The sequence below is a fragment of the uncultured Psychroserpens sp. genome (genome assembly GCF_947503375.1).
Lineage (GTDB): Bacteria > Bacteroidota > Bacteroidia > Flavobacteriales > Flavobacteriaceae > Psychroserpens.
In genome coordinates this window covers 542,128-564,040 of record NZ_CANNDQ010000001.1, presented here as the reverse complement: position 1 = coordinate 564,040, position 21,913 = coordinate 542,128, and the positions used below count along the sequence as shown (strand labels likewise).

Annotated in this window: 26 protein-coding genes; 8 read left to right on the top strand and 18 right to left on the bottom strand. The window is 32.9% G+C overall.

Annotated elements, in window-relative coordinates; all coding sequences use genetic code 11:
- Window positions 1-80 precede the first annotated feature (80 nt).
- From recA to Q0876_RS02510, 4 genes are all read left to right on the top strand, one after another.
- Complete coding sequence (recA, locus tag Q0876_RS02525) at window positions 81-1,085, top strand: recombinase RecA (protein ID WP_299223691.1); 1,005 nt, start codon at window positions 81-83, stop codon at window positions 1,083-1,085.
- A 118-nt stretch (window positions 1,086-1,203) separates the two neighbouring features.
- Window positions 1,204-1,617, top strand: coding sequence for a hypothetical protein (locus Q0876_RS02520; RefSeq protein WP_299223689.1), 414 nt, complete (start codon window positions 1,204-1,206; stop codon window positions 1,615-1,617).
- Between the two features lie 31 nt (window positions 1,618-1,648).
- Window positions 1,649-2,191 carry an RNA polymerase sigma factor gene (locus Q0876_RS02515; protein WP_299223687.1) on the top strand — a complete coding sequence of 181 codons (543 nt, stop codon included), beginning with the start codon at window positions 1,649-1,651 and terminating at the stop codon, window positions 2,189-2,191.
- Window positions 2,191-3,792 (top strand): hypothetical protein, encoded by a 1,602-nt coding sequence (locus Q0876_RS02510; RefSeq protein WP_299223685.1) that lies wholly within the window; start codon window positions 2,191-2,193, stop codon window positions 3,790-3,792. Before Q0876_RS02515 ends, Q0876_RS02510 begins: the two co-directional genes overlap by 1 nt.
- Before the next feature lie 74 nt (window positions 3,793-3,866).
- On the opposite strand, the gene Q0876_RS02505 is transcribed toward Q0876_RS02510, so the two are convergent.
- Window positions 3,867-4,604: a 1-acyl-sn-glycerol-3-phosphate acyltransferase gene (locus tag Q0876_RS02505; RefSeq protein ID WP_299223683.1), complete on the bottom strand. Its 738-nt coding sequence runs from the start codon at window positions 4,602-4,604 to the stop codon at window positions 3,867-3,869.
- Window positions 4,605-4,715: 111 nt separating this feature from the next.
- On the opposite strand from Q0876_RS02505, the gene trpS reads away from it, so the two are divergent.
- Window positions 4,716-5,684 carry a tryptophan--tRNA ligase gene (gene trpS, locus Q0876_RS02500; protein WP_299223681.1) on the top strand — a complete coding sequence of 323 codons (969 nt, stop codon included), beginning with the start codon at window positions 4,716-4,718 and terminating at the stop codon, window positions 5,682-5,684.
- A 10-nt stretch (window positions 5,685-5,694) separates the two neighbouring features.
- Here trpS and dprA read toward each other — a convergent pair whose 3' ends face one another.
- Window positions 5,695-6,795: a DNA-processing protein DprA gene (gene dprA, locus Q0876_RS02495; protein ID WP_299223679.1), complete on the bottom strand. Its 1,101-nt coding sequence runs from the start codon at window positions 6,793-6,795 to the stop codon at window positions 5,695-5,697.
- Between the two features lie 104 nt (window positions 6,796-6,899).
- Here dprA and Q0876_RS02490 point away from each other — a divergent pair, with 104 nt between their 5' ends.
- The 3 genes from Q0876_RS02490 (at window position 6,900) to Q0876_RS02480 (ending at window position 8,722) form a co-directional block, all read left to right on the top strand.
- Entirely contained in the window at window positions 6,900-7,838 is a 939-nt protein-coding gene (locus Q0876_RS02490) for an SPOR domain-containing protein (protein WP_299223677.1), read from the top strand.
- 93 nt (window positions 7,839-7,931) lie between these two features.
- Window positions 7,932-8,441 carry an acyl-CoA thioesterase gene (locus Q0876_RS02485; protein ID WP_299223675.1) on the top strand — a complete coding sequence of 170 codons (510 nt, stop codon included), beginning with the start codon at window positions 7,932-7,934 and terminating at the stop codon, window positions 8,439-8,441.
- Between the two features lie 65 nt (window positions 8,442-8,506).
- Window positions 8,507-8,722: a DUF6515 family protein gene (locus Q0876_RS02480; RefSeq protein WP_299223673.1), complete on the top strand. Its 216-nt coding sequence runs from the start codon at window positions 8,507-8,509 to the stop codon at window positions 8,720-8,722.
- Between the two features lie 3 nt (window positions 8,723-8,725).
- Here Q0876_RS02480 and Q0876_RS02475 read toward each other — a convergent pair whose 3' ends face one another.
- The 16 genes from Q0876_RS02475 to Q0876_RS02400 all read right to left on the bottom strand — a co-directional run bounded on the left by Q0876_RS02475 (window position 8,726) and on the right by Q0876_RS02400 (window position 21,891).
- On the bottom strand, window positions 8,726-9,952 hold the full coding sequence (locus Q0876_RS02475; protein ID WP_299223671.1) for a peptidoglycan DD-metalloendopeptidase family protein: 1,227 nt from the start codon (window positions 9,950-9,952) through the stop codon (window positions 8,726-8,728).
- Window positions 9,942-10,721 carry a DUF4292 domain-containing protein gene (locus Q0876_RS02470; protein ID WP_299223669.1) on the bottom strand — a complete coding sequence of 260 codons (780 nt, stop codon included), beginning with the start codon at window positions 10,719-10,721 and terminating at the stop codon, window positions 9,942-9,944. The genes Q0876_RS02475 and Q0876_RS02470 overlap by 11 nt, the downstream gene beginning before the upstream one ends.
- A 17-nt stretch (window positions 10,722-10,738) precedes the next feature.
- Complete coding sequence (locus Q0876_RS02465; protein ID WP_299223667.1) at window positions 10,739-12,103, bottom strand: tetratricopeptide repeat protein; 1,365 nt, start codon at window positions 12,101-12,103, stop codon at window positions 10,739-10,741.
- A gap of 39 nt (window positions 12,104-12,142) precedes the next feature.
- The gene (locus Q0876_RS02460) at window positions 12,143-13,162 is read right to left on the bottom strand and encodes a sugar nucleotidyltransferase (protein ID WP_299223665.1); all 1,020 of its coding nucleotides are present in this window, start codon (window positions 13,160-13,162) and stop codon (window positions 12,143-12,145) included.
- 41 nt (window positions 13,163-13,203) lie between these two features.
- Window positions 13,204-13,638: a dUTP diphosphatase gene (gene dut, locus Q0876_RS02455; RefSeq protein WP_299223663.1), complete on the bottom strand. Its 435-nt coding sequence runs from the start codon at window positions 13,636-13,638 to the stop codon at window positions 13,204-13,206.
- A 26-nt stretch (window positions 13,639-13,664) separates the two neighbouring features.
- Window positions 13,665-15,095 carry an oligosaccharide flippase family protein gene (locus Q0876_RS02450; RefSeq protein WP_299223661.1) on the bottom strand — a complete coding sequence of 477 codons (1,431 nt, stop codon included), beginning with the start codon at window positions 15,093-15,095 and terminating at the stop codon, window positions 13,665-13,667.
- Between the two features lie 64 nt (window positions 15,096-15,159).
- Window positions 15,160-15,666 (bottom strand): hypothetical protein, encoded by a 507-nt coding sequence (locus Q0876_RS02445; RefSeq protein ID WP_299223659.1) that lies wholly within the window; start codon window positions 15,664-15,666, stop codon window positions 15,160-15,162.
- A gap of 101 nt (window positions 15,667-15,767) precedes the next feature.
- Complete coding sequence (gene atpG / locus Q0876_RS02440; protein WP_299223657.1) at window positions 15,768-16,628, bottom strand: ATP synthase F1 subunit gamma; 861 nt, start codon at window positions 16,626-16,628, stop codon at window positions 15,768-15,770.
- A 52-nt stretch (window positions 16,629-16,680) separates the two neighbouring features.
- A complete protein-coding gene (gene atpA / locus Q0876_RS02435) occupies window positions 16,681-18,261 on the bottom strand; it encodes a F0F1 ATP synthase subunit alpha (protein WP_299223655.1) in 1,581 nt (526 codons plus the stop codon).
- Between the two features lie 47 nt (window positions 18,262-18,308).
- Window positions 18,309-18,845: an ATP synthase F1 subunit delta gene (atpH, locus tag Q0876_RS02430; protein ID WP_299223654.1), complete on the bottom strand. Its 537-nt coding sequence runs from the start codon at window positions 18,843-18,845 to the stop codon at window positions 18,309-18,311.
- A gap of 6 nt (window positions 18,846-18,851) precedes the next feature.
- Window positions 18,852-19,346 (bottom strand): F0F1 ATP synthase subunit B, encoded by a 495-nt coding sequence (locus tag Q0876_RS02425; RefSeq protein ID WP_299223652.1) that lies wholly within the window; start codon window positions 19,344-19,346, stop codon window positions 18,852-18,854.
- 77 nt (window positions 19,347-19,423) lie between these two features.
- Window positions 19,424-19,633, bottom strand: a complete 210-nt coding sequence (atpE, locus tag Q0876_RS02420; protein WP_230934552.1) for an ATP synthase F0 subunit C — start codon at window positions 19,631-19,633, stop codon at window positions 19,424-19,426.
- A gap of 19 nt (window positions 19,634-19,652) precedes the next feature.
- On the bottom strand, window positions 19,653-20,735 hold the full coding sequence (gene atpB, locus Q0876_RS02415) for a F0F1 ATP synthase subunit A (protein WP_299223650.1): 1,083 nt from the start codon (window positions 20,733-20,735) through the stop codon (window positions 19,653-19,655).
- Window positions 20,736-20,864: 129 nt separating this feature from the next.
- Window positions 20,865-21,260 carry a hypothetical protein gene (locus Q0876_RS02410; protein ID WP_299223648.1) on the bottom strand — a complete coding sequence of 132 codons (396 nt, stop codon included), beginning with the start codon at window positions 21,258-21,260 and terminating at the stop codon, window positions 20,865-20,867.
- Window positions 21,261-21,446, bottom strand: a complete 186-nt coding sequence (locus Q0876_RS02405; protein WP_299223646.1) for an AtpZ/AtpI family protein — start codon at window positions 21,444-21,446, stop codon at window positions 21,261-21,263.
- A gap of 13 nt (window positions 21,447-21,459) precedes the next feature.
- Window positions 21,460-21,891 carry a polymer-forming cytoskeletal protein gene (locus Q0876_RS02400; RefSeq protein ID WP_367276628.1) on the bottom strand — a complete coding sequence of 144 codons (432 nt, stop codon included), beginning with the start codon at window positions 21,889-21,891 and terminating at the stop codon, window positions 21,460-21,462.
- Window positions 21,892-21,913: the final 22 nt, after the last annotated feature.

Genomic DNA, 21,913 nt, shown 5'->3' with positions numbered 1-21,913 from the left:
AAAAGGTTGCGTCATGCTATTGAAAAAATTAAAAGATGTTGTAATTTAGCAGACCTATCAAATTTAAAAACACAGAAAAAATGAGCAGTGAAAAAGACGCTAAATTGAAAGCCTTAAAGTTAACTTTAGATAAGCTAGACAAGGCTTATGGTAAAGGTACAGTAATGAAAATGAGTGACCAAGCGGTCGTAGATGTTGATGCTATATCTTCTGGGTCATTAGGTTTAGATATTGCTCTAGGTGTTGGTGGTTATCCAAGGGGTAGAGTAATAGAAATTTATGGTCCAGAATCATCAGGGAAAACAACATTAACACTTCATGCCATAGCTGAAGCTCAAAAAGCTGGAGGTATAGCTGCCTTTATTGATGCAGAGCATGCTTTTGATAGAACATATGCAGAAAAACTTAATGTTGATATAGACAACCTCATTATTTCCCAACCAGACAATGGGGAACAAGCACTTGAAATTGCGGATAACCTCATTCGCTCAGGAGCAATCGACATTGTTGTTATAGACTCTGTTGCTGCTTTAACTCCTAAAAGTGAAATTGAAGGAGAAATGGGAGATTCTAAAATGGGACTCCACGCAAGGCTCATGTCTCAGGCTCTTAGAAAATTAACAGGTTCAATAAGCAAAACCAATTGTACTGTTATTTTTATTAATCAATTACGCGAAAAAATTGGTGTTATGTTCGGAAACCCTGAAACTACCACTGGTGGTAACGCATTAAAATTTTATGCCTCAGTTCGATTAGATATTAGACGATCAACTCAAATAAAAGAAACTGATGGTAATGTTGCTGGTAATAAAACTAGAGTGAAAGTGGTCAAAAATAAAGTAGCTCCTCCATTTAAAATGTGCGAATTTGACATTATGTATGGTGAAGGAATTTCTAAAGTTGGTGAAATATTAGATCTTGCTGTTGAGCATGAAATTATTAAAAAAAGTGGGTCTTGGTTTAGTTATGGCGAAACAAAATTAGGGCAAGGACGAGACGCTGTAAAAGCTCTCATAAAAGACAATCCGGAACTCATGGACGAACTTGAAGAAAAAGTTAGAGATATCATTAAGTCTAACACATAATTTACTCCTGTAAAATTAAAATCCCATTTTTTGGGATTTTTTTTATTTTTAGACGCAACCTTTATTATAGAAATGCATCTACTTTATGAAATAAAGAGATGTCTCAAATAAATAATTTATGAAGAAATTAATATTATTTGGCTTTTTGATGTTTGGTTTATGGTCATGTAGCCCAGACGACGATAATTTGCCAAGTTTTTATTTAGAAACTTTACCTATTGAAAGTGTCAACATACCTGAAGTGTTTGTTTTTGGTTCTACTTATGAAATATCAATGACCTACTTAAGACCTACAGGCTGTCACTTATTCAATGATTTTTATTATGTAAGTGAATTAAACCAGAGAACCATTGCTATTATCAATACTGTATTTACAGATCAACCCTGTACAGATCTTGAAGATGAATTCATAACTGTATCGTTCGATTTTCAAGTGACAAGTATGGATAATTATGTATTTAGATTCTGGTTAGGACCAGATGAAAGTGGAAATGACACTTATCATATTGTAGAAATTCCTGTGATAAATTAATTAAGTTTTTGATCATTAAACACCATGACATTTGAGTTTAAAACAACTCATAGAACAATGTAAAAAAAATGATGCTCAAGCTCAAAGTCAAATATATAAGCTCTATGCGAGTAAACTGTTTTCGATTTGCTTGAAGTATTCGCGTAACTATGCAGAGGCAGAAGATAACTTGCAAGATGCATACATTACCATTTTTAAAAAAATAAAGCAATACAAAAACAAAGGCTCATTTGAAGGTTGGATAAAACGAATCACTATAAATACAGCATTACAGAGGTATAGAAGTGTTCGTGTTTTTGATATTATTAACGAAGAACAAATTGAGGATGTTTCGGTAGAGATTGATGAAGATACAGTAGATATGGGTTTTTTATTACGAATTATCCAAGAGTTGCCTGACCGTTATCGGTTAGTTTTTAATCTTTATGCCTTAGATGATTTTTCGCATAAAGAAATCGCTGAAATGTTAACCATTTCAACAGGAACATCAAAATCAAATCTTGCAAGAGCAAGACTGATTTTAAAAGAAAAAATAGAACAATACAAAGCGAATCCAAATTCGCAAAGCTTATAATGAACGAAAAAAAGAATATAGATAAACTCTTTAAAGAACAGTTCAAAAACTTTGATGTTGAGCCAAAAGATAGTGTTTGGGATAACATTTATAAAGAACTGCATGAGAAAAAGCGTAAACGTCGTGTAATTCCTATTTGGTGGAAGTATGCTGGTGTTGCGGCAGCTTTAGTATTACTTTTCACAATTGCCAATACTTTTTTTGATGAATCTCCTGAAGGTAACTCAATACCAGACATTATAGTTAATGATACTAAAACTATTGAAAGCTCTGAATCTGATAACCAAGATAAAAACACTTACAAATCTTCTGAAGAAATTATAAAAGGGGAGCAAGTAGATCAAATTGTAAATGAGAATGATATTAAAACCAAGGCCGATGATAAAACTAAAACTTCAACTAACAAGAATGAGAGTAAAGTAGTTAATTCAGCTACTAAAAACATTCTTGTTAGTGAATCTGTTAGGCAAGAAGAGTTGGTTCGTAATAACACACAAAATAAAAAAGATGCTATTGTTTCTAATACAAATACAAATCTTTCAAAGCGTCATCTAGATAGAACTAATAAGCTTTCAAAAAATGAAAAGCAGAACTCAACCACAGTTACTAATAACACTAATATCACAACTACTACATCTGAGAGCGAAGCATTATTAAGCACAAAAAAAGAAAAAGAAGCTATTGACGCACTAATAAAGTCTTCAAAAACTGAAACAGATAATGCTGTAACACAAACCAGTACTAATGAAGAAAGTCAAATTCAATCTGATACTCAAAACACAACTACGTCTGAAGATTTAGAAAAAGAAAAGAATGCTATTGAAGAAGCGATTGCAGAAGCTGAAAACGAAGTTGAAGAGGAAACAGATAAAAAATTGAATAGATGGAGTATTTCACCTAATGTAGCTCCAGTATATTTCAGTTCATTAGGGAATGGCTCTGCTTTAGACAATCAATTTGTTGATAACAATAAAGAAGGTGAAATTAACATGAGTTATGGTATTAATGGTAGTTACGCTATTAATGAAAAAATTAAAGTAAGGGCTGGCATTAACAAAGTTCAGTTGGGCTATAAAACCAATAATGTGCTTTTATTAGGAAATGCCAACAGTCTTTCTCGTAATAGTGCTCGAATTGCTAATGTAAATACTGGAGGGAATAATACAAGTAGTCCTAATGTATTCAGCGCAGAAACTTTTCAGTTCGGTACTGCTCCTGCCACTTTATTTACTAAAGAACAAGCTTCATTAGATCAACAACTTGGTTTTATTGAAATTCCTATTGAGCTAGAGTATAATTTGATTAATAAAAAAATTGGTATTAATCTTATTGGAGGATTTAGCACTTTATTTTTGAGTGATAATGAGGTGTTTGCTGTAAGGGATAATGGGGAAAGAACACGCTTAGGAGAAGCAACAAATATTAAAGATATGAGTTATAGTGCTAATTTTGGGATTGGTTTGGACTATAATTTTTCAAATCAGTTTCAATTTAATCTTGAACCTACATTCAAGTATCAAATCAATACTTTTGATAATACGTCTGGTGATTTTCAACCATTCTTTATTGGTATTTATACTGGTTTGAGTTTTAAATTTTAGGTTTTTTAGTTGGTTAGATAGTTATTGTTAAAACAATAGCAAGTTAAAGCTGCCCTGTGCCAAGGGCAGCTTTTTTATTTATTATATACATTTAACTGATTCAATAATAACAGTCTTGCCTCTTGGTTAATACGTTTAGTATCATCAATCTGTAACCCTTCGGTTGATATAAACTTATGTACTTTTACTCGCATTTTTCCAGGACTCCCACTAAAGAATGTATATGAGAATCGTTTCTTATTATCGCCAAATGTTATTGGGACTATGGAAATTTGATGATTAATGGCCATTCTAAATGCACCATCTTTAAATTCGTCCAATGCAATAGCTTCATCTGGCACACCACCTTCAGGAAAAATACAAATACTCATTCCTTGCTTAAGTCGACGTTGTGCTCTTAAAAATACGGCTTGCCTGCTTTTTGCACTACTCCTATCAACCAAAATACTTGTTCGTTTATAGAAAAAACCAAATAGTGGGATTTTGGCTAACTCTTTCTTGCCAACAAATACAAATGGATTCTTTACAGTAACCAGCATTAACATTATATCTGCCATCGATGTATGATTAGCAATAAACATGTAGCTCTTATTTATGTCTGGTGTTTGCTCTCGTTCGATCTTTACTTTGAATCCCATTCCAAAAAGAATAAACCGAGCCCATAAACGAGCCAACTTAAAAAAGAAAGGGTACCATGATTCTTTAAGAATAGAAATGACTAATATTGGAAATAATAAGAGTATGGGTAATGCCACCAAAACATAGAACCATATTCGATATAAAATCCAAAAAATGTATTTGAACGGTTTCATTTGCCTCAAAACTACTCAAATTAATTCAACAATTCTACTAAAAAAATTACCTTTGCTGACGATATAAGTTTAATCTATAAAGCAATTTTCGTTTTATACGAAAAAGTAACCATGGCAAGAATACTCACAGGCATACAAAGCACAGGAACACCACATTTGGGTAATATTTTAGGTGCCATACTACCAGCAATAGAAATGGCGAATGATGAAAAAAACGACTCATTCTTATTTATTGCCAATTTACATACACTTACTCAAATTAAAGAGGCGAACACCTTACGTGAAAACACCTACTCTACTGCTGCAACATGGTTAGCTTTTGGTCTCGATGTAAATAAAACTGTATTCTATAGACAAAGCGATATTCCTCAAGTAACTGAACTAGCCTGGTATTTAAGTTGCTTTTTTCCTTATCAACGTTTAACTTTAGCGCATAGTTTTAAAGATAAAGCAGACCGATTAGAAGATGTTAACTCAGGACTATTTACCTACCCAATGCTTATGGCTGCTGATATCTTATTATATGATGCTGAAATTATTCCTGTGGGTAAAGACCAGCTACAACATATTGAGATGACTCGCGATGTGGCTTCAAGGTTTCATGCTAAAATGGGAAACGCTTTTGTATTGCCTGAAGGTAAAGTTCAGCAAAATACAATGCTTATTCCAGGAACTGATGGTGAAAAAATGAGTAAAAGTAGAGGTAATATTATTAATATATTTTTACCAGAAAAGAAACTACGTAAGCAAATCATGTCTATCGAAACTGACAGCACACCTCTTGAAGATCCTAAAGATTGGAAAACCTGTAATTGTTTTGCTCTATATAGTTTATTAGCATCTGAAGAAGAGATTACTAAGATGAAGACCAACTATGAAAATGGTGGATATGGTTATGGCCATGCCAAACAAGCTTTATTTGAATTGATCTTAGAGAAATTTTCCAAACAACGTGAGCGTTATGACCATTACATGAGCAATCTCAATGAGGTTGATGCAGCTTTAGCAATTGGAGCTGAAAAAGCTAAAAAAGTGGCCAATGAAGTTCTGCAACGCGTAAGAGAAAAAGTTGGTTATTAGTTTAGAGATATCATATTAGTTCAAATTGTTTACCTGGTAAGGGTCTAACAATACCTTTTAACTCCATATTTAGCAATGCACTAGCAACTTTAAAAATTGGTATTTGACATTCTAAGGCAATAATATCTAGTAGTTGTTTCTCATGATCTTTGAGGTAGCTATAGATTAATTTTTCGTTTGGCGTTAATTCAACAAATAATTGTTTTTGTACACTTGGTTGTTGTTTGGTATCTAATTCCCAATTCAAGATATAAGGAATATCTAAAGGGGTTGATAAGGTGTGAGCCTGTTGTGTTTTAATTAAATTATTACAGCCTGCACTTTGACTATCTGTAACACGGCCAGGAACAGCAAAAACATCTCTGTGATATGAATTTGCAATATCGGCTGTAACTAGGCTTCCACCCTTTTCTGCAGATTCTATAACTATAGTAGCTTCACTTATACCAGCTATTATTCGATTCCGTTTTAAAAAATTAGTTCTATCAAAGGTATCAGTACTCCAAAAATCGGTTAGAAATCCACCTCTTTTTTCCACATCTGCCATATATTTCTTGTGAGATCTTGGGTAGATTTGATTTAAGCCATGTGCTAAACAACCAATAGTTTGTAAGTTATTTTTCAATGCAGCCTTATGAGCTGTAATATCTGTTCCATAAGCAAAGCCAGAAACAATAATAGGATCAAAAACAGCAAGTTGTTCTACTAGTTTTTCACAAAATGCAATTCCATAAGTTGTGATTTTCCTTGTACCAACAACACTAATAATATGCTTTTGCTTTAGACTTACATGTCCAGCCTGAAATAGTAATATTGGGCTATCTATACATTGCTTTAATCGTTTAGGGTAATCTATGTCTTCAAAATACAAACTCACAATTTTCTGATCTGTGATAAACTTTAACTCTTCTTCGGCTGCCTTCATATGCTCAGAACTAAAAAGGTTCTTGATCGTTGTAAGTCCAATACCATCAATTTTAAGAAGATTCGCTTTCTTTTCTTTTAGAACTGCTTCTGCTGAACCACAATGACTTATCAATTTCTTAGCAATTACATCTCCTATTTTAGGCACATGCTGTAAAGCTAAAATATATATTAAGTCTTGAGTCATTGCTTTGTAGTAAATTTTCTATATGCAAGAAACAAAAATTTGCTTGTTAATAAATACTTATGTGCATATTTTATTCGCATTTAAAAATTTTTAACTTTGTTTCTATGCAATTAGAAACCTACATCAGCGATTTACTCTACAGATACGATTGTGTAATCGTACCTCAATTTGGTGCATTTTTAACTCATCGTGTTTCAGCTAAAGTTCATGAGACAACACATTCGTTCTATCCGCCTAAAAAAGTATTGTCATTCAATGAGCAATTACAAAATAATGATGGCCTACTAGCTAATTATATTGCTGAAGTTGAAAAGGTCCCTTATCAGGTTGCAGTAGAAAAAATTGCCAAGCAAATCAAAACAATAAAATCTTATTTAATTGAAGGTGAAACAATTGCTTTTCAAAATATTGGAGACCTTTTGCTAAATAAGGAAGGTAAGATTAATTTTGAACCATCGCTTCACATCAATTATTTGACTAACGCTTTTGGGCTATCGCAGTTTACATCTATTGACATTACTAGAGAAACTCACAAAGAGGTTGTTGAAGAGCTTGAAGAAGTGACGCCTTTGATCATTACTCCTGAAAGACGAAAAGCTAGACCATACCTAAAATATGCTGCTATTCTACTAGTTACATTAACTGCTGGTAGTTTTTATGTGTCTAATTACCTCACGAATCAAATTGAAGCTCATAATCAAATTGCTCAAGAAGAAGCTAATAACCAATTAGATACTAAAGTACAAGAAGCCACTTTTATAATTGAAAGTCCTTTACCTGCTGCAACGCTTTCTATAGAAAAACAAAGTGGAAACTATCATATTGTTGCTGGAGCATTTAGAGTAGAAGCCAATTCTGACAAGAAAGTACAACAACTAAAGGCTAATGGTTATAAAGCACGAAAAATTGGTGTGAATAAATATGGTCTTCATGAAGTTATCTATGCTAGTTATACAGATAGAATAGAAGCACTTAACGCCTTGAGGCAAATAAAGAGAGAGCATAATAGTGATGCTTGGTTATTAGTAAAAGCATTAGACTAAACGTCTTCTTTTTATTTCTTTATAATTTCTTAAATCATTTAACTAACATTTAAATTCATCTTACCTTTGTGTGAAATTAAATTTTAAGTTTTAATGGATTCAAAAACTGCTTTTCAATCTAAAACAATCATGACCGATTTGGTTTTACCGAGTGAAACCAACCCAATCAATAATCTTTTTGGAGGTGAACTTTTAGCACGTATGGATCGTGCTGCAAGTATTTCTGCTAGACGACATAGCAGACGCATTGTCGTAACAGCTTCTGTGAATCATGTGGCCTTTAATAGGTCTATCCCTTTAGGAAGCGTTGTAACAATTGAAGCAAAAGTTTCTAGAGCTTTTACTAGCTCAATGGAAGTTTATCTAGATGTTTGGATTGAAGATCGAGAGTCTGGAGAATGCATTAAAGCAAATGAAGCAATATACACATTTGTTGCTGTTGATGAAACAGGCAGACCTGTGAGAGTACCTCAGCTCATAGCTGAAACAAAACTAGAAAAAGAGCGTTTTGAAGGAGCGCTGCGCCGCAAGCAATTGAGTTTAGTTTTAGCTGGGAAAATGAAACCAAGTGAAGCCACAGAGTTAAAAGCTATTTTTGAGTAGCGCACTTCTTTTTTAAACCTTTTAAAACTGTTAGGGTCTTAATGATGTAATCAAATCTAAAGATCATGAAAACTTATGTAACTATTTTTTTAATCGCTATTTGCTTCTTAAGCTTAAATTCTTGTGCTACTCGTGTTATTACGAAGCCTAACACTGTTACGGTTATAAAGACACCTCCTAAAAACTATAAAATTGTTAGAGTGAATGGAAAGCGCTATTATTTTTGGAATGGAAAACACTACAAGAAAACTAGGAGAGGCTATGTAGTAGCTCTAATATAAATTTTACATCTTATATACCCAACTTGCAGGGTTTTGCGTTTTAGAGTCTTTATAAACACCAAAACCTAGCATCGCTTCACCGTTGGATCTGCTGGTAAACACTTCACCAATAACTTGTTTAGTAGTCACCTTATCACCAGGTTTTACTTTTATATTGGTCATGTTTTTATAAACTGTAATGTAGTTACCATGACGAATCATAACTACTGGGTTTGCATTTGGTATTACCAAAATACGAGAAACAACACCTTCAAAAACAGCTCTTACTTTTGCATTTTTCTCTGTAGCTATCTTTACGCCTTGGCTGTTTATGGTTAATGTTCTATCAATTGGCGAAGGTTGTGTTCCGTATCTAACTTTAACAACGCCTTTTTCAACTGGCCAAGGTAACTTTCCTTTATTAGACTCAAAGTTTCTGGCTAATGCTTTAGCTTCAGGTGTTAATACAAATTTACTGCTTGATGATGTTTTCTTTCCTGCCTTTTTGTTAGACTCGGCAATAGCTTCTCGTATAAGACGCTCGATCTCTTTATCTATTCTGTCTATCTCCTGCTGTTTTTGCTTAGCTTGGGATGTATAAGTGCTCAAATTCCTCCTTATGGTAGCCATTAGGGCTTCCTGTTGTTTCAACTCGGCTTCGAGTTGCCGTTTTACTTGTCTATTTTCAGCAACTAATTTATCCTTATCTTTTTTCTGACGTGCTAAGTCTGTATTAAGCGCTTGTAGTTTTATTGTTTTCGCTTTTATAAGTTCGCCTTGTTCTTTTTGGTAGTTAGCATACTGTTTGATATACTGTAACCGTTTATAGGCTTGTTTAAAATTGTCAGACGACAATAGGAACATCACACGGCTTTGTTCTGATTTGCTTTTATAAGATTTAACAATCATTGCCGAATAATTATCTTTTAATTCTTTAAGTTGTTCTCTTAAACTCGAAATCTCATTTTGATTGGCATTAATTTCTCGTGTAAGTAGGTTTGCCTGATCATTGGTTATATTTATCAAATTACGTCTAACACTTACTTTATAATTAAGATCCTCTACTAATGACACTAGTGACTTCTCCTTTTTCTTATCAGAAAATAAAAGGGCATTAATTTGTCTTAATTCGTTTTGATACTTTTGACGTTTAGCTTCTAGCTCTTTTTGCTTTTGGCTTTGCGAGCTAGCTAAAAACACATTTAAAAAGCAGCATAAAATAAAGATTATGTAGGTGTTTTTATTCAGCATTTTCTAATATGATTTCTTTAAAACTAGATGGAATTTTAAAAGGAAAACGCATGTCTTGATTTAACGATACCGATTTATATTCCATTTCTATGATAGCTTCATCGGTGTTTTCAACAGCAATAATTTTGATGTTTTTTGGTATAATTTGATCTTCTATATCTTGATAAGCTAAGTAATCTATCTGAAGAAATCGATTATCTAGTGGTTGCGCTAATTGTTGCGAATCTACTTTAAAATGAGCAGGGTTAAATAGTAAAAAAAGCTCTAGTAAAGCTGATTGATTTTCAGGTTGCAAAACATATGAATTATCATTGGAGGAAGCAATATAGCTACCTTGTTTTAAGTTAAATAATGGGTTTCCCAATAATAAATTCTGAACCTTTTTATAGTTAAGATCAATACCAAGTAAATTGCTCAAAAGCTCATAACTACCATCGAAATATTGATTATTGATCTTATCATAAAAACGGACACTTTCAGGAGTGATCATTGCTCGAGCCAATCCTAAGGTAGCGCTTATCCATATGGTTTTGTCTTTTTCCATTCTTAAGTTTACGCTATAGCTTTGCTCTTGAAGATCTTGAGTATAGTCGATTTTTACTCTCGCTTGAAGTGTATTAAATTGAGCCTCTTGTTTACTATTCTGTTTAATAATTTGTTTTGCAGAAAGCTTATTGTTTATTTCGCCGGAGCTATTAATACGACTAGCTGATTTACATGATAATAAACAGGCTGTTAGTAATAATATGCTAAGCTTTAGGTATTTCATTTTTTAGTGTTTAAACATTATTGTTCTTTAGACAATGCTTCTGCCTTTTTAGAAAACGCTTCAGACTTGGTAATATTATTGATTTGCTTATATGCTTTGCTCAGTTGTCTGTAAAAATCAGCTTCCATCTTAGTATCGTCTACCAAGTAATCCAACCCAGACTCTAGATTTTCAATAGCTTTCTCAGGCTTGTTTAACTTATTGTAGGCTACACCATTAATTAAATACAAAATTGATTGAGCAGGAAAAATCTCTAAGGTTTCAGAACTTAGTTTAACTGCTTCAGAATCTTGATTCAGGTCTAAACGTAATAAAAGCACATCTCTAATAGTACTGAAATTACTAGGCTCTTGATCTAATGCTTGTTCATAATAGTTAAGTGCTTTGGTTTTATCACCTAATTTTAAATGATATTGAGCCAACTCTTTTAGTGTTTTGGTGCTTTTATCTTCATCAATTAATAATGTGATCTCAATAAGTTGCGGTTCGTATTGAGGGTTCTTAGAAACAAAATTCACAAAGTCATTAAATACCTTTGTTTTGGCATCTGGATTTATATTAGAACTAGTTAAAACGATTTTCATAGAATTAATGGCTTCATCAGTATTATTTTCATCTAAATAGAATTTATATAATGCCAAATGAACTAGTTTTGATTCTGGATTAGATTTCAAAAGGTTTTTAGCTGCATCAAATGCTTTATCTTTTTCTCCGGTTTCACTATATCTATAAATTAATCTAAGGTAGTTATCTTCATCTTCAGGGTTTTTTGCAACTCGTTCTTCTAGGTTTTCAATTCTGTCTTCGTCGTTGCCTGTTAAATCATATATTTGATTACGTAAAAAATCTCTATCTTCATTATAACCAAACTCTTTATCGAGTTGATCTAAAATTTGTAATGCATTTTTATATTTCTCTACTTTAATGTATAAGCTTGCTAAATCTTGTCTATAATCTGGATGGAATTTAACTAATTGCTTTACAGTTTTTAGAGCTTTATCCATATCATTCTGTTGAATGTAGACATCATATAGTTCATCTAAAAACCATTCATTCTCAGGAGAAATAGAAACCGCTTTTTTTAACGCATCTTCTGCAGCACCATAATTTTTGAGAATTTTATAGTTTTTACCTAATTCAAAATATAATGTTGGGTCAGAATCATCTATCTCTATACATTTTAAAAGTGCGTCTGCAGAACGTTGGTAATTTTCAATCCCTTTTTGTTTTAAAGCTTCAAAGAAATACTCTTGATAAGCGTCTTGATAATTACCTAAATCATCATCAGGTCGTTTATTAAAATCTACCTGCCCATAATCCATTTGAGGACATAAGAATATACCTAAGCTGAATAAGACTAATATGTAAGTTTTGATTTTCATTAATAAAAAGTGTCGCTAAGGTCATAAACTGTTCAATAACTATTCCAAAACAGAATAATCACCAATGCTAATACTGGTATAGTCACCATTGTACTTTACGTGATTACCAATCATTGCATTGTCTAAATTAGCATTTTTAATCTTAGTATGATTTTGAATTAAGCTATTTTTAACGCTTGAATCTTCAATAGTACAATTATCTCCTATACTCACGTTGGGCCCTATGGTTGCATTGTTCAACACAACATCTTTTCCAATAAAGCATGGTTCAATAATAGTTGAGTTGTGATTCTGTACTGAGTTTGAGATCATCTGTTCTTCGCCATCAGCTTTTATAAAGCCAAGCATTTTGGTATTAGTTTCTAATGTTACGTTTTTGTTTCCACAGTCCATCCATTCATCTACTGTACCTGTTTTAAATATTTTACCATCTAACATCATTCGCTTAATACCATCATTGATTTGATATTCGCCTCCATTCATAATGTTTTCATTAAGAATTTCTTGAAGCTTTTCTTTTAATACGCCTACGTTTTTAAAATAGTAAATTCCAATAACAGCTTGATCACTCACAAAAGTTTGTGGTTTTTCGACTAACTCAATGATTTCTTGATTATTATTTAGTTTTACTACACCATAAGCCTCTGGATTAGCTACACGTTTGGTCCAAATAACGCTATCGGCTTCATTATCTAAATCAAATTCTGCTTGTATTAAAGTATCAGCATAAGCTATTACAGCAGGGCCAGATAAGGAAGGCTTAGCACACATAATAGCATGTCCCGTTCCTAAAGGTTGGTCTTGACGATAAATCGATGGTTTAGCTCCTAAGCTAGTTGCCAAATCTTTTAGGCTTTCAACGACATCATTACCAAACCAGGCTGGATCTCCTAATACAAAAGCAATCTCTTCAATAGGCTGTTTTAAAACCTTCGCAATGTCTTTCACTAACCTATGAACAATTGGTTTTCCAGCCACTGGAATAAGAGGTTTTGGAACTGTTAAACTATGAGGTCTAAGGCGAGAACCTCGACCAGCCATTGGTACTATTATTTTCATTCTTTAAGTTGATTTATTACTGTTTAGTTGAACTTAAAATATTATTTGGTGCCTGTACTTCCGAAGCCACCTTCACCTCTATCGGTTTCAGTTAATTCTTTAACCTCTAACCATTCAGCACGTTCATGTTGAGCGATTACTAGTTGTGCGATTCGTTCGCCATTTTGAATGGTGAAATCTTCATTCGAAAGATTAACCAATATCACACCTATCTCTCCTCTATAATCAGCATCTATGGTTCCTGGGGCATTTAATACTGTAATTCCTTTTTTAGCAGCAAGACCACTTCTAGGTCTTACTTGTGCCTCATAACCAATAGGGAGTTCAATGAACAACCCTGTTCCTACTATACTACGCTCTAATGGTTTTAAAATTCTAGCTTCAGATAAGCTTGCGCGCAAATCCATTCCTGCCGAAGCAATGGTTTCATAATTAGGCAAACTATGATGTGATTTATTAATGATTTTTATTTGCATTTTTGGTTTGGTTTTAAACTTAAAATCTAGCTTCTTTTTAGTAGCATTTTTAATTCTTTTTGCTCTAAATAGACTATTAAAGCTATAAAGAATAGCAAAAATACAGTTCCTATTAATATATCTCTTTCTAAATGATAATAAGTTATAAAACTTAATATAGTACTTAATAACAGGTATATTAAAATTCTATTAACTTCATAAGGTACTGGGTAATATTTTTTTCCTAAGCCATAGGAGATGAACATCATTAAACTATACGCAATAAGTGTTGCATAAGCACAAGCCATAAAGCCGATTTTTGGAATGAAAAGAAGGTTGAAGCCGATTGTAATCGTTGCACCAATGATTGAGATGTACATTCCAAAATGAGTTCTATCAGTAAGTTTATACCAGACGGAAAGATTATGATAAATTCCTAAACATAAATTTGCTAGAAGTACAATTGGCACAATATCTAAAGCTAATAGATAGCTTTCCTTCTTAATAAATATTGGACGTAGCACATCAATGTAAATAATAACAATCATTAACCCTAGAGTGCCTACTATCGTAAAGTATTTTAAAATAGTAGCGTAGGTTTGTGTGGCATTATCTTTACTTGAGTGATTGAAGAAAAACGGTTCTGCTCCCATCCTAAACGCTTGGATAAATAAGGTCATAAACACAGCAAGTTTATAACATGCACTGTAAGCACCATTTATAAATTCGCCTTCAATTTGAGGCAATAACCATTTGTCTAGGTTTTCATTAATAACAAATGCTAGTCCTGCAACCATAATAGGCCAACCATAATTTAAGAGTTGCTTTAAAACCTTCGGATCGAAATTAAGTTTGGACTTGAAAAAGTAAGGCAATACTACTATTAACACAAACGCACTTGCTATAAGGTTAGCAATAAATATGTATTCTACATTATTCTCAACACTAAATAGAGCTCTTAAGCTATCTAGTCCATATGTTTTCGATAGTAGTAACACATTTAAGGCAACAATAATGAAGACATTAATCAGTTTAATTAACGCAAACTTAATGGGTTTTCCGGTAACTCTTAAATATGCAAACGGAATAACGACTAAGGTATCAATTAATGTGATACTTATTAATAAGGTATAGAAATCTGTGTTGATTCGTAGCGTTTCTGAAATAGGAATTCTAAATAAAAAAAGTAGAATTCCAAAAAATATAGTACTTGCTACAATTGTAATGATTGATGTAGATAGAACACGCTCTTTATCTTTGTTTTTACTAAAGAACCTAAAGAACGATGTTTCCATTCCATAGGTCAATATAACATTAAAGAATGCTGCAACCACATAAAACTCGGTATTCTCCGAATACCCTTCGTTTGGTAGTACGTCAGTATGTAATCGTACTAAAAGAAAATTGATAAGCCTAGGCAATACAATTGCCAAACCATAAATGACAGTATCTTTGAAAAAAGTCTTTAAAACGCTCAAAAAATATGTTTTATATTGCTAAAAATACGTTTTTAACAAACGTAAACCAAAGATATATTGTTGTCTAATTTTTAGGCGCACTAGGATAATTTAACGGTTGTCGCATTTCAATATTTAATATCTTATAATAGTAAGTCTTGTTTGCTTTTATGTAGCTTATAACACACTCGTTATCTTGTAAATCAAAGGGAATCTCTTGTCTTTTTTTTGGCATTGTATTATCGTGTTCTTCTTTTGAATCACTACTAAGGATAATGTCGTGTTGTTGATTACCTATTATTTTAAAACGTCCAACATATAAACGTTTATTCCCTTCTATCAAGTTAAGTTTAACTCTCTGCTCTCTAAAATACATGCTGTCTAATTGAATAGACGAATCATTAACAGTAATAAATACGTCTACACCTGACCCTCCGTCTTTAATTCCTGAAGTCCATTTTTGACTATATGCCTCATCAAAATTGATAGACGATTCTTTTTGAAGTTGATATTGTGAAGGCATGCATCGTGAAAAGCTAGTCATGATGACTAACATTAATATTAAAAAGGATATTTGCTTTAGTGATCTCATTTTAAATAACCTTTATAGGTTAAGGTAAATGTCAAAAGTAATGCCATAAAAAAACCTAACTCGTAAAAGTTAGGTTTTTATAAAAATATTTTGTGTTTCGTTTAATTATTCAAGGCTTCTGCACCACCAACAATCTCCAAAATTTCGTTAGTAATAGCTGCTTGACGTGCTTTGTTATAAGTCAATTTCAACTGATCTCTCAATTCTGTAGCGTTATCTGTTGCTTTATGCATCGCAGTCATACGTGCACCATGCTCACTTGCAAAACTGTCTCTTATACTTTTGTACAATTGTGTCTTTAGTGACTTAGGAATCAGTTGCTCAACGATTTCAACCTTAGAAGGTTCAAATATATAATCTAAGTTTACGTTTGAATCACTTTCAACAGGAACAATTGGCAAGAACTGTTCGGTCATAACAATTTGTGTTGCAGCATTTTTAAACTTGTTATAAACAACTTCGATTTTATCAAAATCACCATTAACAAATTTTTCCATGAGCATTTCAGCAATTTCTGCCACGTTGTCAAACGTTAAATCGTCAAAAACATCACTACTATTAGCAATAACTTTATTGGTTTTTTTGAAAGCATCATTAGCTTTCTTACCAATTACTACATAAGAAACCTCTTGATTTGCATAGGTTTCAGAAGCTAGTTTTGTGACTTCTTTGATAATATTTGAATTGAATGCACCTGCTAAACCTCTGTTAGAGGTGACTGCGACTAGCAATACTTTCTTAACGTCACGTTGTTCAGCAAATTTACTTCCAGAATCTGCATCTAAAGTTGCACTTAAGCTTTGTAGAAGCTCAGTTAACTTATCTGCATATGGTCGCATCGCTGTAATAGCATCTTGAGCTTTCTTCAATTTAGCAGCAGAAACCATTTTCATGGCACTTGTAATCTGCATCGTTGAAGATACCGAAGATATTCTATTACGTATTTCTTTTAAATTCGCCATATTAATAAATATGAAATAATCCTGTTCCTAATTACAGAAACAGGATAATTAATTATGCTCTATATTTTCCTGATAAATCTTTAGCTACATTACTTAATGTGTCTGTAACTTCATCAGTTAATTTTCCTGATTTCAAAGTATCTAAAACATCTCTATGTTTAGCGTTTAAGAACTCAATATAATCTCTTTCAAATTCTTTTACTTTATCTACAGGAACATCTTTTAACAAGTTTTTAGATCCTGCATAAATGATTGCAATCTGATCTTCTACTGTAAATGGATCGTTTTGAGCTTGCTTTAAGATTTCAACGTTACGCTTCCCTTTTTCAATTACGTTTAAAGTAACCGCATCTAAATCTGAACCAAACTTAGCAAATGCTTCTAATTCACGGAATTGTGCTTGATCTAATTTTAATGTTCCAGAAACTTTCTTCATTGATTTAATCTGTGCATTACCACCAACACGAGATACAGAAATACCTACGTTAATTGCTGGTCGAACACCAGAGTTAAATAAATCACCATCTAAGAAAATTTGGCCATCAGTAATCGAAATTACGTTCGTTGGAATATAAGCAGAAACGTCACCTGCTTGAGTTTCAATAATTGGTAGTGCTGTTAAAGAACCTCCACCTTTTACCATTGGCTTTAAGCTATCTGGTAAATCATTCATTTCTTTAGCAATAGCATCATCATTGATTACTTTTGCAGAACGCTCTAGTAGTCTAGAGTGTAAGTAGAAAACGTCACCAGGATACGCTTCACGTCCTGGAGGACGACGTAATAATAATGATACCTCACGATATGCAACCGCTTGTTTAGATAAATCATCATAGATGATTAAAGCTGGGCGACCAGTGTCTCTAAAGTATTCTCCAATAGCAGCTCCTGCCATTGGTGCATAAACTTGCATTGGTGCAGGATCTGATGCGTTGGCTGCTACAATAGTTGTATAAGCTAATGCGCCTCTTTCTTCTAATACTTTAGCAATGTTTGCTACAGTAGATGCTTTTTGACCTACAGCAACATATATACAATATACAGGTTCACCTGCATCATAAAATTCTTTTTGATTAAGGATGGTATCAATACAAACTGTTGTTTTACCAGTTTGACGGTCACCAATTACCAACTCACGTTGACCTCTTCCCACAGGAATCATGGCATCAATAGATTTTATACCTGTTTGTAATGGTTCAGTAACTGGTTCACGATAGATGACACCTGGAGCTTTACGCTCTAATGGCATTTGATATGTATCACCTGAAATTGGTCCTTTACCGTCAATTGGAGTACCTAGTGTATCAACTACACGACCAACAATACCTTCTCCTACGTTGATAGATGCAATTTTGTTAGTTCTTCTTACTGTAGATCCTTCACTTACTCCTACTGAAAGGCCTAACAATACGATACCTACATTATCTTCTTCAAGGTTAAGTACAATCCCTTCCAATCCACCATCGAATTCTACCAATTCTCCGTATTGTGCATTTGAAAGTCCGTAAGCACGTACAATACCATCACCAACAGTTAATACTGTTCCTACTTCATCTAATGAAGCTCCTGCTTCAAAACCTGAAAGTTGTTGTTTTAAGATTGCTGAAATTTCAGCTGGTTTTACTTCTGCCATTTTATTTAGTATTTAGAATTTTAATACTGCAGTATTAAAATACTTTTTTAATTTAATGTAAATTCTCTTTTTAACTTATTTAGTTTGTTTGCAATACTTGCATTGTATTGAATGTCTCCAACACGAAGAATGAAACCACCTATAATGCTTTCGTTAACGATATTTTCCAATTCAACAGATTTGCTAGTTAGTTCTTTGATCTTAGCCATGACTTTAATTTCTAAATCATCAGTTATAGGAACTGCAGTAGTAACTGTTGCTTTTTCTTTTCCGATATGAGCTTCGTATAATTCGTTATACTTTTGAGCCACATCTACGATAGTATCAATTCTATTGTTATCAACCAATACATCGAACAATCTTGATGACAATGCATTTAGCTTTGGAAAAACTTGATTTAAAATCTGTTTCTTCGTGCCTTGCTTTGCAATTGCATTTTTTAACGCTAAGCCTAAATCTGTATTTTCAGATATGGTATTAGCTATTAGCTTCATATCATTATATACAGCTTCAGTAGATTTTTGTTCTACAGCTAAACTTAGAACTGCTTTTGCATAACGAATTGCTGCTCTTGTTCCAGACATAATTTTCTAGTTTAATGTCGCTTCACCTAACATAGACTCAACCAATTTGATTTGCTTGTCTTTATTAGAAAGTTCTTCACGTACTACTTTTTCTGCAATATCAATTGAAAGATTTGCAACTTGTGACTTTAATTCAGCAATTGCAGCTTGTTTTTCAGTTTCAATAGACGCTTGAGCTTGAGCAACTAATTTATTAGCCTCTTCTTTAGCTTGATCTTTAGCGTCTTCAATCATTTTATTTTTGATCTCACGTGCTTCTTTAAGCATAGCTTCGCGTTCTGCTCTAGCCTCTTTCAAGATACGTTCATTGTCTGCATGAAGGTTTTCCATCTCTTTACGAGCATTTTCAGCAGATTTCAAGGCATTTTTAATTCCTTCTTCTCTATCACTTACAGCTCCAAGAATAGGCTTCCAAGCAAATTTTCTTAAGATTAAAAGTAAAAATAAGAATGTTATTGCTGTCCAAAATACGAGACCAAAATCAGGTGTAATTAAATCCATTTTTTTTTGTTTTTTAATAACTTAAATTTCAAAACACACAGAAGCAACCAACCGTTACTTCTGCGCATTTCATGTTTTTACCCTTGTAAGAAAGCAACAACAACACCAAATAGTGCTACCGCTTCTACGAAGGCTGCTAAAATTAATGCAGAAGATTGGATCTTTCCGTGCATTTCTGGTTGACGAGCCATAGCATCCATAGCTGACCCACCAATTTTACCAATACCAACACCAGCTCCAATAGCTGCTAAACCAGCTCCAATAGCTGCAATTCCAGTAATAGTCATAGTTATAAATTTAAATTAATTAATGATGATCTTCAGTCGCCATACCAAAATATAAGGCTGACAATATTGTAAATATATATGCTTGTATTGCTGTAACAATAATTTCAATAACTGTAATAAATAATGAAAAAGCTACAGATACTGGTGCGATTGCCACAGTTTTAAATACAAAAATTAATGACATTAATGCTAAAATAATAACGTGTCCTGCTGTAATATTTGCGAATAAACGTATCATTAACGAAATAGGTTTTACAAACATTCCGATAATTTCAATTGGCATTAAAAATATTTTCATTGGCACTGGAACTCCTGGCATCCAAAAAATATGTTTCCAGTAGTTAGAGTTACCGCTTAATGTTGTAATAATGAAAGTAAATACCGCAAGCGTACAAGTAAATGCAATATTACCACTTAAGTTAGCGCCGTTTAATATTGGAATTAATCCAAAAATATTATTGATCCAAATGAAGAAAAATATAGTCAACAAATATGGCATGTATCTTTTATATTTATGCTCACCAATCATTGGCTTCCCAATTTCATCCCTAACAAAAACGATAAGCGGTTCAACAAACCCAGCAATTCCGGTAGGGACACCATCACTAGATTTTTTGTAGCTTCTGGCTGCAGTAAGAAATATCAATAGCAGTACAACAACGGAAACCCACATCATGAAAACATTTCTTGTGATAGAAAAATTCAGCGGTTTATGTGCATTAATTGGGTGGTGTTCTTCATCAAATTCAATAACACTTGCATTGTCCTCTAATTGGTAAATCTTCTCGTGAAATTTCACGAACTTGTTCCCGTTTTCCTCAACAATAACTTTACCATTATCATCGTGATGAAATTTACTTGAAGAAAACGTTGTTAATCCGTTATCTGTCCAAAGTATTATAGGTAATGATAATGAAACAGGTCTACCTTTCCAGTCCCATAAATGAAATTCATGAGCATCCTTAACGTGATGCAAAATCATTTCCTTTGGATTGAACTCTTCGCCTTCTTTACTATCGCTATTTTCAAACGCATATCCAGCAAATGAAATTGCTAAAAATAAGACCGAAAATAATACGTTTTTAAAAGTGTTTAATCTCATCCTGTATTGCTTAAAAATACGCTACTTTAAATTCGGTGCAAATGTACGTACATTATATTAATTGTCAAACAATAATTTTAAGATTATTATTTGGTGCTTTTTAGATGAGAATTGCAGGTGTTAATCATTTTATTTCTGAAGAATTTTTACAACTGAAAACACTTCAAATGAAAGAAAAATAAAATATGGAATAAAGAAGTTTGCCAAATCGACACCTTTTTGTTCTGGTTTTGATAAAATCCATGGGAGTAAAAACACAATAGTTAGAATCATTTTTAAAAGCATTCCAAGTATGAAAGCATTAAAAACTTCTGTTTTTCCAATAGATGCTCTGTAATTAATTAATGTGTAAATAATAATAACAGTAATAATGTGAAACGCATAAATATGCCATAATGGAAAAAACAAGATGACTTCTTTGGCAAAATGAAAGATCAAATAGTAATGAATGCTAAATATAAGTGCGCTTAGACCCAACAACTGAATAAGAAAGTTGGTTTCTCTCTTTTTAAAAATATCGTTCATTTAACTATCTTCTTTTGAGATTGCAATAATACGTCTAATTATATAGATTATAGATATAATTACAGCTGATAATGAACAACCTAAAGTATAAAGATTATAAGTATTTGGATGTTTTTCGTCTAATTTGAAGCCTATAAACGTTCCTACAGCAATGATAGCAAACATTTGAATTGCAATACCTGACAACCGAGCATAGTTGTTAAGCCGATTGACCTTTTTCTGGGTTGCTTCCTGTTTGTGTTGGTCTTTGAATTGAGGTTTGTTGTCCTGTTCTTGGTCCATTATTGAGTTCTTTTAAAGCCCCTTTCATTACACAAGTTGCATTAAAGGTTGCGTCTATTTCAACAGCTAATTTACCTACTTCTGCCTCACCTTCAACATGAGCTGTAGATCGTAAAGACAAAACATCAGAAATCATTAACTTACCTGAAAATTTCCCTTCAATGTCTGCATTAGTGCTCTTTAAAGTTCCATTAATTACTCCACTTTTACCAATAACTACCTTTCCGGGTGTTTTGATATTTCCTTGCAATGTACCTTCTATTCTAAAATCACCATCACTTATAATATCACCAGTAATAGTAGTTCCTTTAGCAATTGTGTTTTGCTGTGAAATTGTGTCTGTTGCCATTTTTCCTGTTTTTTTATCTGAA

Bases quoted from the DNA above. Each gene is read 5' to 3' on its own strand.
- atpA (WP_299223655.1), bottom strand. From the start codon at position 18,261: ATGGCAGAAGTAAAACCAGCTGAAATTTCAGCAATCTTAAAACAACAA.
- atpH (WP_299223654.1), bottom strand. From the start codon at position 18,845: ATGTCTGGAACAAGAGCAGCAATTCGTTATGCAAAAGCAGTTCTAAGT.
- Q0876_RS02510 (WP_299223685.1), top strand. From the start codon at position 2,191: ATGAACGAAAAAAAGAATATAGATAAACTCTTTAAAGAACAGTTCAAA.
- dprA (WP_299223679.1), bottom strand. From the start codon at position 6,795: ATGACTCAAGACTTAATATATATTTTAGCTTTACAGCATGTGCCTAAA.
- Q0876_RS02465 (WP_299223667.1), bottom strand. From the start codon at position 12,103: ATGAAAATCAAAACTTACATATTAGTCTTATTCAGCTTAGGTATATTC.
- Q0876_RS02485 (WP_299223675.1), top strand. From the start codon at position 7,932: ATGGATTCAAAAACTGCTTTTCAATCTAAAACAATCATGACCGATTTG.
- Q0876_RS02490 (WP_299223677.1), top strand. From the start codon at position 6,900: ATGCAATTAGAAACCTACATCAGCGATTTACTCTACAGATACGATTGT.
- recA (WP_299223691.1), top strand. From the start codon at position 81: ATGAGCAGTGAAAAAGACGCTAAATTGAAAGCCTTAAAGTTAACTTTA.
- Q0876_RS02475 (WP_299223671.1), bottom strand. From the start codon at position 9,952: ATGCTGAATAAAAACACCTACATAATCTTTATTTTATGCTGCTTTTTA.
- Q0876_RS02400 (WP_367276628.1), bottom strand. From the start codon at position 21,891: ATGGCAACAGACACAATTTCACAGCAAAACACAATTGCTAAAGGAACT.
- Q0876_RS02505 (WP_299223683.1), bottom strand. From the start codon at position 4,604: ATGAAACCGTTCAAATACATTTTTTGGATTTTATATCGAATATGGTTC.
- atpG (WP_299223657.1), bottom strand. From the start codon at position 16,628: ATGGCGAATTTAAAAGAAATACGTAATAGAATATCTTCGGTATCTTCA.
- Q0876_RS02410 (WP_299223648.1), bottom strand. From the start codon at position 21,260: ATGAACGATATTTTTAAAAAGAGAGAAACCAACTTTCTTATTCAGTTG.
- Q0876_RS02460 (WP_299223665.1), bottom strand. From the start codon at position 13,162: ATGAAAATAATAGTACCAATGGCTGGTCGAGGTTCTCGCCTTAGACCT.
- atpB (WP_299223650.1), bottom strand. From the start codon at position 20,735: ATGAGATTAAACACTTTTAAAAACGTATTATTTTCGGTCTTATTTTTA.
- Q0876_RS02445 (WP_299223659.1), bottom strand. From the start codon at position 15,666: ATGAGATCACTAAAGCAAATATCCTTTTTAATATTAATGTTAGTCATC.
- atpE (WP_230934552.1), bottom strand. From the start codon at position 19,633: ATGACTATTACTGGAATTGCAGCTATTGGAGCTGGTTTAGCAGCTATT.
- Q0876_RS02520 (WP_299223689.1), top strand. From the start codon at position 1,204: ATGAAGAAATTAATATTATTTGGCTTTTTGATGTTTGGTTTATGGTCA.
- trpS (WP_299223681.1), top strand. From the start codon at position 4,716: ATGGCAAGAATACTCACAGGCATACAAAGCACAGGAACACCACATTTG.
- dut (WP_299223663.1), bottom strand. From the start codon at position 13,638: ATGCAAATAAAAATCATTAATAAATCACATCATAGTTTGCCTAATTAT.
- Q0876_RS02480 (WP_299223673.1), top strand. From the start codon at position 8,507: ATGAAAACTTATGTAACTATTTTTTTAATCGCTATTTGCTTCTTAAGC.
- Q0876_RS02470 (WP_299223669.1), bottom strand. From the start codon at position 10,721: ATGAAATACCTAAAGCTTAGCATATTATTACTAACAGCCTGTTTATTA.
- Q0876_RS02425 (WP_299223652.1), bottom strand. From the start codon at position 19,346: ATGGATTTAATTACACCTGATTTTGGTCTCGTATTTTGGACAGCAATA.